Annotated in this window: 6 protein-coding genes; 5 read left to right on the plus strand and 1 reads right to left on the minus strand. The window is 35.1% G+C overall.

Annotated features, from left to right (window positions below):
• The first annotated feature begins 167 nt into the window (after window positions 1-167).
• The 5 genes from CI949_RS14745 to CI949_RS14765 all read left to right on the plus strand — a co-directional run bounded on the left by CI949_RS14745 (window position 168) and on the right by CI949_RS14765 (window position 6,351).
• The gene (locus CI949_RS14745) at window positions 168-1,427 is read left to right on the plus strand and encodes a YeeE/YedE family protein (RefSeq protein WP_290767661.1); all 1,260 of its coding nucleotides are present in this window, start codon (window positions 168-170) and stop codon (window positions 1,425-1,427) included.
• A gap of 81 nt (window positions 1,428-1,508) precedes the next feature.
• Window positions 1,509-3,206 (plus strand): FAD-dependent oxidoreductase, encoded by a 1,698-nt coding sequence (locus CI949_RS14750; RefSeq protein ID WP_290767663.1) that lies wholly within the window; start codon window positions 1,509-1,511, stop codon window positions 3,204-3,206.
• Between the two features lie 269 nt (window positions 3,207-3,475).
• Complete coding sequence (locus CI949_RS14755) at window positions 3,476-4,333, plus strand: ABC transporter permease (protein ID WP_290767665.1); 858 nt, start codon at window positions 3,476-3,478, stop codon at window positions 4,331-4,333.
• Window positions 4,334-4,422: 89 nt separating this feature from the next.
• Window positions 4,423-5,508: a MetQ/NlpA family ABC transporter substrate-binding protein gene (locus tag CI949_RS14760; RefSeq protein WP_290767667.1), complete on the plus strand. Its 1,086-nt coding sequence runs from the start codon at window positions 4,423-4,425 to the stop codon at window positions 5,506-5,508.
• A 48-nt stretch (window positions 5,509-5,556) separates the two neighbouring features.
• Window positions 5,557-6,351 carry an ABC transporter ATP-binding protein gene (locus CI949_RS14765; protein WP_290767669.1) on the plus strand — a complete coding sequence of 265 codons (795 nt, stop codon included), beginning with the start codon at window positions 5,557-5,559 and terminating at the stop codon, window positions 6,349-6,351.
• Between the two features lie 184 nt (window positions 6,352-6,535).
• On the opposite strand, the gene CI949_RS14770 is transcribed toward CI949_RS14765, so the two are convergent.
• The coding region (locus CI949_RS14770; RefSeq protein ID WP_290767671.1) for a rhodanese-like domain-containing protein at window positions 6,536-6,773 on the minus strand (238 nt) is incomplete at its 5' end.

A 6,773-nucleotide genomic window follows, 5' to 3' on the forward strand; every position in this document is an offset into this window, starting at 1 on the left:
ATAATAAATAGTATATAATTATTGTAGATGATTGTGAATAATATTATAAATAACTTTATAACTCAGCCAAGCAGATATTTTTATCTCTGTTATAATTTTTTGTTCTGCTTTGCGAATTTTAGAACAAAGTTATTTGATTTTCAAAAATTTTAGGAGGGAATTTTTTAATGAAAAAAATTGAAAAAGTTTTGGGATTTATAGCTATTATAATAATTTTAGCAGCTGCTAAATTCTGGCTTAAGACTGATCTTTTATTTTTTAGATTACTGGCTGGATCAGGATTCGGTTATGCTTTAGCTAGAGCTTATACCGGTTTTGCCGGCAGTGTTAATCGCGCCTACAGAACTGGCTCAACAAAATTAATGCGTACTTTAATGTTCATGTTTTTTATTACAGCTGTTTTAATGACAGCCTTTTTATTTGGTAAAGATCCAGCAAGTTATAATCTCTGGATAAAACCAATTAACATTGGGTTAATGCTCGGTGGATTTTTATTTGGTTTTGGAATGTCTATTTCTGTCTGCTGTGCAAGTGGAGTGCTAACAGATTTACCTCAGGCTCTTCCGCGTGCATTTACGACTCTTGTTTTCTTTATGTTTGGTGTATTTATTGGTTTCCCAATTCAGAATACAGCCAGCTGGGTACAGGATTCCTGGTTTAGTTCTTATATCGGCTACAGGACTATGGGAGGGGTATTCTTACCCGATTTATTCCAGGGAGATGGATTTGAAGGTTACTTAGGTGGATTAATTGCTCTTGGTGCACTCTGTCTTCTCTTTACTATATTATCCTATATGTATGAAAAACATAAGAAAAAAACTGGTGAGTACAGCGGCTTAGAGATTGAAAAAATTCAGGAAAATCTGGAGCCTATGGATCTTAAGAATTTCAAATTATTTAGTGCCGACACATATTATCATCTGTTTGAAAAACCATGGACTTTAAAACAGGGTGGAATCGCCTTAGCAATAATTGTAACTATTCTAATGGGAGTTACTGGATATGGATGGGGAGTTTCACAACCTTATGGTATCTGGTTTGGAAAATTATTAATGTTATTTGGAGTTTCTGCTCAAAGTTTATCTGAATTTACCAAGCTGTCAGCTGAAACTTTTGCTACTCCATTTTTTGAACACCAGATCTCAGTTCAAAACTTTGGTATTTTAGTTGGAGCGATTATTTATCTTTTAACTGCAGGTAAATTTATGGAGTTTTTTAATTCAGAACTTCATATCAGTAAAAAACAAGGGCTAATGTATGCTCTGGGAGGACTTTCAATGGGTTTTGGAACACGGCTTGCCCAGGGCTGTAATGTTGGAGCCTTATATACACCAATTTCTAATTTCTCGCTTTCAGGCTGGGTCTTCCTTGTCTTTATGATTATCGGAGGAGTAATTAGTAATAAATTTAGCGAAAAAATTTATTAAAGTAAGCAACATACTCTTTTGGTAATTTCTTTATGACTGAAAGAGTGATTTATAATACAAAATTTACAGGAGGAATAGAATATGAGTAAGAGAATTTTAATTGTTGGGGGAGTAGCTGGTGGAGCAGGTACAGCTGCTAGAGTAAGAAGACTGGACGAAGATGCAGAAGTAATTATGTTTGAGCGGGGTTCACATGTTTCTTTTTCTAACTGTTCTCTACCTTATCACTTAAGTGGAATTGTTAGAGATTGTGATGATTTAGTTTTAATGTGTCCTTCTAAATTTGCCGAACAGTACAATATTGATGCCCGCGTTAACAGTGAAGTAATAAAAATTAATAGAGAAGAAAAAACAATTGAGGTTAAAAATTTAGAAACTGGTGAAACATACACTGAAGCCTATGATAAATTAATGCTCTCTCCAGGAGCCAATCCAATTAGACCTGGAAGTATCAAGGGAGTAAATAATGATAATGTCTTTACTATCAGAAATGTTGATGATATTGACAAATTAAATCAGTATGTTAAGAAAAATAAAGTTGAAAATGTGGCAGTAATTGGTGCCGGTTATATCGGGGTTGAAATTGCTGAGAACTTTATCCACTCTGATAAAAATGTAGCTTTAGTTGAAGCTATGGATCAGGTCTTAAATCCTTTTGATTATGATATGGCTCAGATTATTCAAAAAGAACTTCATGATAATGGAGTAAATGTAGTATTATCAGATCCTTTATCTGAAGTAAATGACAACCATGTTGTTTTAAAATCTGGTAAGAAAATTGATGCTGAAGCTGTTGTTTTAGCTATCGGTGTTAGTCCAGAAACTAAACTCGCTGAAGATGCAGGTTTAAAAATTGGCGAAACAGGTGGAATTGAAGTAAATCATAACTATGTGACAAGTGATCCTGATATTTATGCTGTTGGAGACGTAATTGAAGTTTATTCTAAGATTGCCCGCTCTAAAACAAGATTACCACTTGCTGGACCAGCCCAGAGACAGGCTCGTGCTGCAGCAAACCACATGTATAATATTCCTAATAAGAACAATGGTGTTATTGGTACTTCTGTAATTAGAGCTTTCAATTATAATGCTGCTGCCACAGGCTTAAATGAAAAGCAACTGCAGGATGCTGGTATTTCTTATGACTTTGTTTATGTGATTCCTACTGATAAAGTTGGTTTAATGCCAGATGCTAATCCTTTACACTTTAAACTTATCTATGAAGTACCAACAGGTAAGATTTTAGGTGCTCAGGCTATTGGGAAAGGTAATGTAGATAAAAGAATTGATGTGATGGCAACAGCTATCTTAATGGATGCAACAGTCGAAGATTTAACTGAATCAGAGTTAGCTTATGCTCCTCTTTTCTCTACTCCAAGAAACGCCGTTAATCAGGCCAGTCTGGTAGCAACTAACTTAATCAATAATCGCTATAATCAAATTCCTGTAACTAAGGTTAGAGAATTAGTGGAAAATGATGCCTTTATAGTTGATGTTCGCGAAAAAGATGAATATGAAGCCGGTCATCTGGTTAATTCAGTCAATATTCCTCTAAGTGAATTAAGACAAAGAACTGATGAGATTCCTAAAGACCAGCCAGTTTACTTGCACTGCCGCTCAGGTCAGAGAAGTTACAATGCTGTTCTAGCATTACAGGGCAGAGGTTATGATAATGTAATTAATGTAGCTGGTTCATTTCTTGGTATTTCTTTCTACGAATACTTTAATGACCAGACAACAGATCGCGAAAAAATTGTAACTGAGTATAACTTTGAGTAAAATCTTATAGGTACCGGTTACTTGAGAATTTTTTTCAATTAATCTAGTTTTAAATAGCTATAATTTAAAAAATCAAAAGTACCGGCATCTGGAAATTTTACCCAGGTACCCGGTACTCTCTTTAGGCCATCAGGGTTATACTTGGTGGTCTTTTTAATCATTTATCGGCACTTTTAAAATTGATAATTAACAGCAAATATGATATCTTTGATGTTAGTATATGACTTATGTTCAAAAAGATAGTGATAATTATGAGGACGTGTAAAGAAATGGCTTTAAACAAAAAGAAAACCAATAAACAAAAAGAAAAAGCAACAGCAAATAATCCAAAAGTCAGCCGTGAATCTGGAAAAAATAAAAAAACTAAAACAGAAAAAACTCTAACTTTTATAACCTGGGCTGCTATTTTTCTTACCTGGTATATAGTTACTAAGTTGGGTATCTTTACCTCTACCCTGCTGCCCGGGCCAGCAAGGGTCTGGAGTGCATTTTTAAGAATTCTAGAAAATGGTTATAATGGAGTGCCACTCTGGATCCACTTAGGTGCCAGTTTTAAACGTTTATTTGTGGCTCTCTTCTTTGCCATTTTTACTGCTGTTCCGCTCGGCTTATTAAGCGGTTATTTTGACAAAGTTGAAGCAGTAATCGATTCTGTTGTAGAATTTTATCGCCCGCTGCCACCACTAGCTTATTATACACTTCTAGTGCTCTGGTTTGGAATCGATGATACCTCAAAACAGATTCTCTTATTTTTAGCTGGTTTTGCTCCTATTTATATTGCCTGTGTTTCTGCAGTCAGAAAACTAAATCAGGATTTTGTTTTAAGTGCTAAATCACTGGGAGCTGCCCAAAAAGATGTTTTTTTTAAAATAGTACTGCCGGCCTCCCTACCAGAAATTTTTACTGGTATCAGGACTGCCTTTGGTGTTGCCTATACAACTCTTGTCTCTTCTGAGATGGTTGCTGCTACCTCAGGTATTGGCTGGATGGTTTTAGATGCATCTAATTTTTTGAAAAGTGATGTAATCTTTGTTGGAATTATAATTATGGGAATTACAGGTGTGATGATTGATGCTGGTTTAAGATTTCTGGAAAGAAAAATAATTTTTTGGAAGGGTCATGTTTAGCTAAATTACTTGAAATATATTTAAATATCCTAAGATAGGTATAAACTATTAGATTTTACAGTACTATTACAAATCTGGAGGTAAAGACAATGAAAAATAAATATTTCAAAAAAATAATGCTTATTTTCTTAATCACTGCTCTGGCTTTAACTTTAACTGCCTGTAGTAATGATCAGGCTCAAAATGAAGGTGCAGAAGTTAATAATAAAGCTGCTGAGGAAGAACTGCCCGAAGAGATTAACTTTGGGATTTTAAGGGTTCCAAATGATGAAACCATTGCAATTGCAGAAGGTTTATTTGATAAATATTTTACAGAGCGTGGAATTAAAGTTAATACTCGAGTTTTTGACTCAGGTGTTGAGGCCAATCAGGCTTTAGCTTCCGGCAGTATTGACTTTGCTACTATGGGAAATACCAATGCTATTACCGCTCTAGCCCGTGAACTTAATGTTGAATTAGTCTGGATTCATGAAGTTTTGGGAGAAAATGAAGCTCTGGCAGTCAAAAATGGTTCTGGTATTGAAAAAGCTGAAGATTTAGTTGGAAAAAGAATTGCCGTCCCCTTTGCTTCTACCGCCCATTATGTTCTTTTGAATTTTTTAAAAGAGGCGGGTATTGAAAAAGAGGTTCAGCTTTTAGATATGCAGACTGCTGAGATTGTAGCAGCCTGGGAGCGCGGTGATGTTCAGGCAGCTTATTCCTGGCAGCCAACTCTGTCCCAGCTTTTAAAATCAGGTTCTACTTTAACTGACAGCAGGCAAATGGCTGAAAAAGGTTATATTACCGCTAATGTAGAAGTTGTTCGTAAGGAGTTTTCAGAGAAATATCCTAAACTAGTTGCTGATTTTATTTCTGCTTTAAGTGAAGCCGGTGACATTTATAGAAATAATCCGAAAAAAGCAGCTGAAATTGCTGGTAATGAACTTGGAATTGAAACCGAGGTAGCTCTCCATCAGATGCGCGGCACCACCTGGAAAACTAGAGAAGAACTTTTAAGTCAAGATTTCTTTGGCACAGCTGATCAGCCTGGTAACTTTGCTGAGGTGATGAAAGATACTTCTGACTTTCTGCAGAATCAGGGTTCGCTAGAAAAATCTCCTTCTCAGGCAGCTTTTAATAAATATGTTAATCCAGAATATATAAAAATGTCTTTAAAAGATGATCAGAATAATTAAAGAAGTTATTTTCAATTATAGATAGTTAATCAGGAAAGGATATCTTTTATGTCTGCTCAAGCAAATAACGAAAGTTTAATTAAAATTGAAAATATGAGTCTGAAATATGGTGAAAGTATTAATTCTACACTGGCACTAAAAAATATCAATTTAGAGATTAATAAGGGTGAGTTTATCTGTGTTTTAGGCCCTTCTGGCTGTGGTAAAAGTTCTCTGCTTAAAACAATTGCCGGTTATGTAAAACCAACTTCCGGCAGAGTTTTAATGCAGGGAAAAGAAATTGATGGACCTGACTGGCATCGGGGAGTTGTTTTTCAATCTCCCACTCTTTATCCCTGGATGACAGTTAATGAAAATGTAGAATTTGGACCCAAAATGCGGGATTTAGATAAAACTGAAATTAAAGAAATCCGAGATTTTTTCTTAGATGAAGTTAATTTAAGCGGTTTTGGTGAAAACTACACCTTTGAATTATCAGGAGGTATGAAACAGCGGGTAGCTATTGCTCGAGTACTGGCAAATTATCCTCAGGTAGTTCTAATGGATGAGCCATTTGGAGCTCTTGATGCTTTAACCAGAGAAAATATGCAGAACTTAATCCGCAACATCTGGGAGGAAAATAAAACAACAATCTTTTTTATCACTCATGATGTTGATGAAGCTCTTTTACTGGCTAATCGTGTTGTAGTCATGTCCAAACAGCCAGGAGAAATAATAAAAATTTTTGATGTTAATTTCACTAATCAAATCTTTGAAAAAGGAACAAAAGAAGTAATTTATAATGAAGACTATTTCGAAGTTAAAAATGAAATCATGGATATTATCCACAATCAGATTGATTAAATTTAAGATCTCCAGCTGGAATTAGATTTTGATCAAGATTTACAACTAATTATAATCTGCTTTTAAATAGTCTATAAATATATCTACAAAAAAAGTAAAGGAGCCCGCACGGGCTCCTTTTTAATGTCTATAAATATTATTTTATCAAATATTTAGTTTTTTAATTTTCTATTTACTGCACTGCTTACTTAACTACTTCATAACCTTTGTTAGACCAGCCATAAGGCTCATTAGCAGGAGTACCCATACCACCATTAAGTGATACAGCATCATATCCTAACATTCTTAAACCTGCTACTGTTTGACCTGCTGTTTGACCTGTGTAGCAGTAAACAACTATCTTCTTATCCTGAGGCAGCTGTCCAAAATACTGCTGCATACCAGCACCCCAGGGAATATTAACTGCACCTTTGATGTGACCT

The sequence above is a fragment of the Halanaerobium sp. genome (assembly GCF_003070835.1).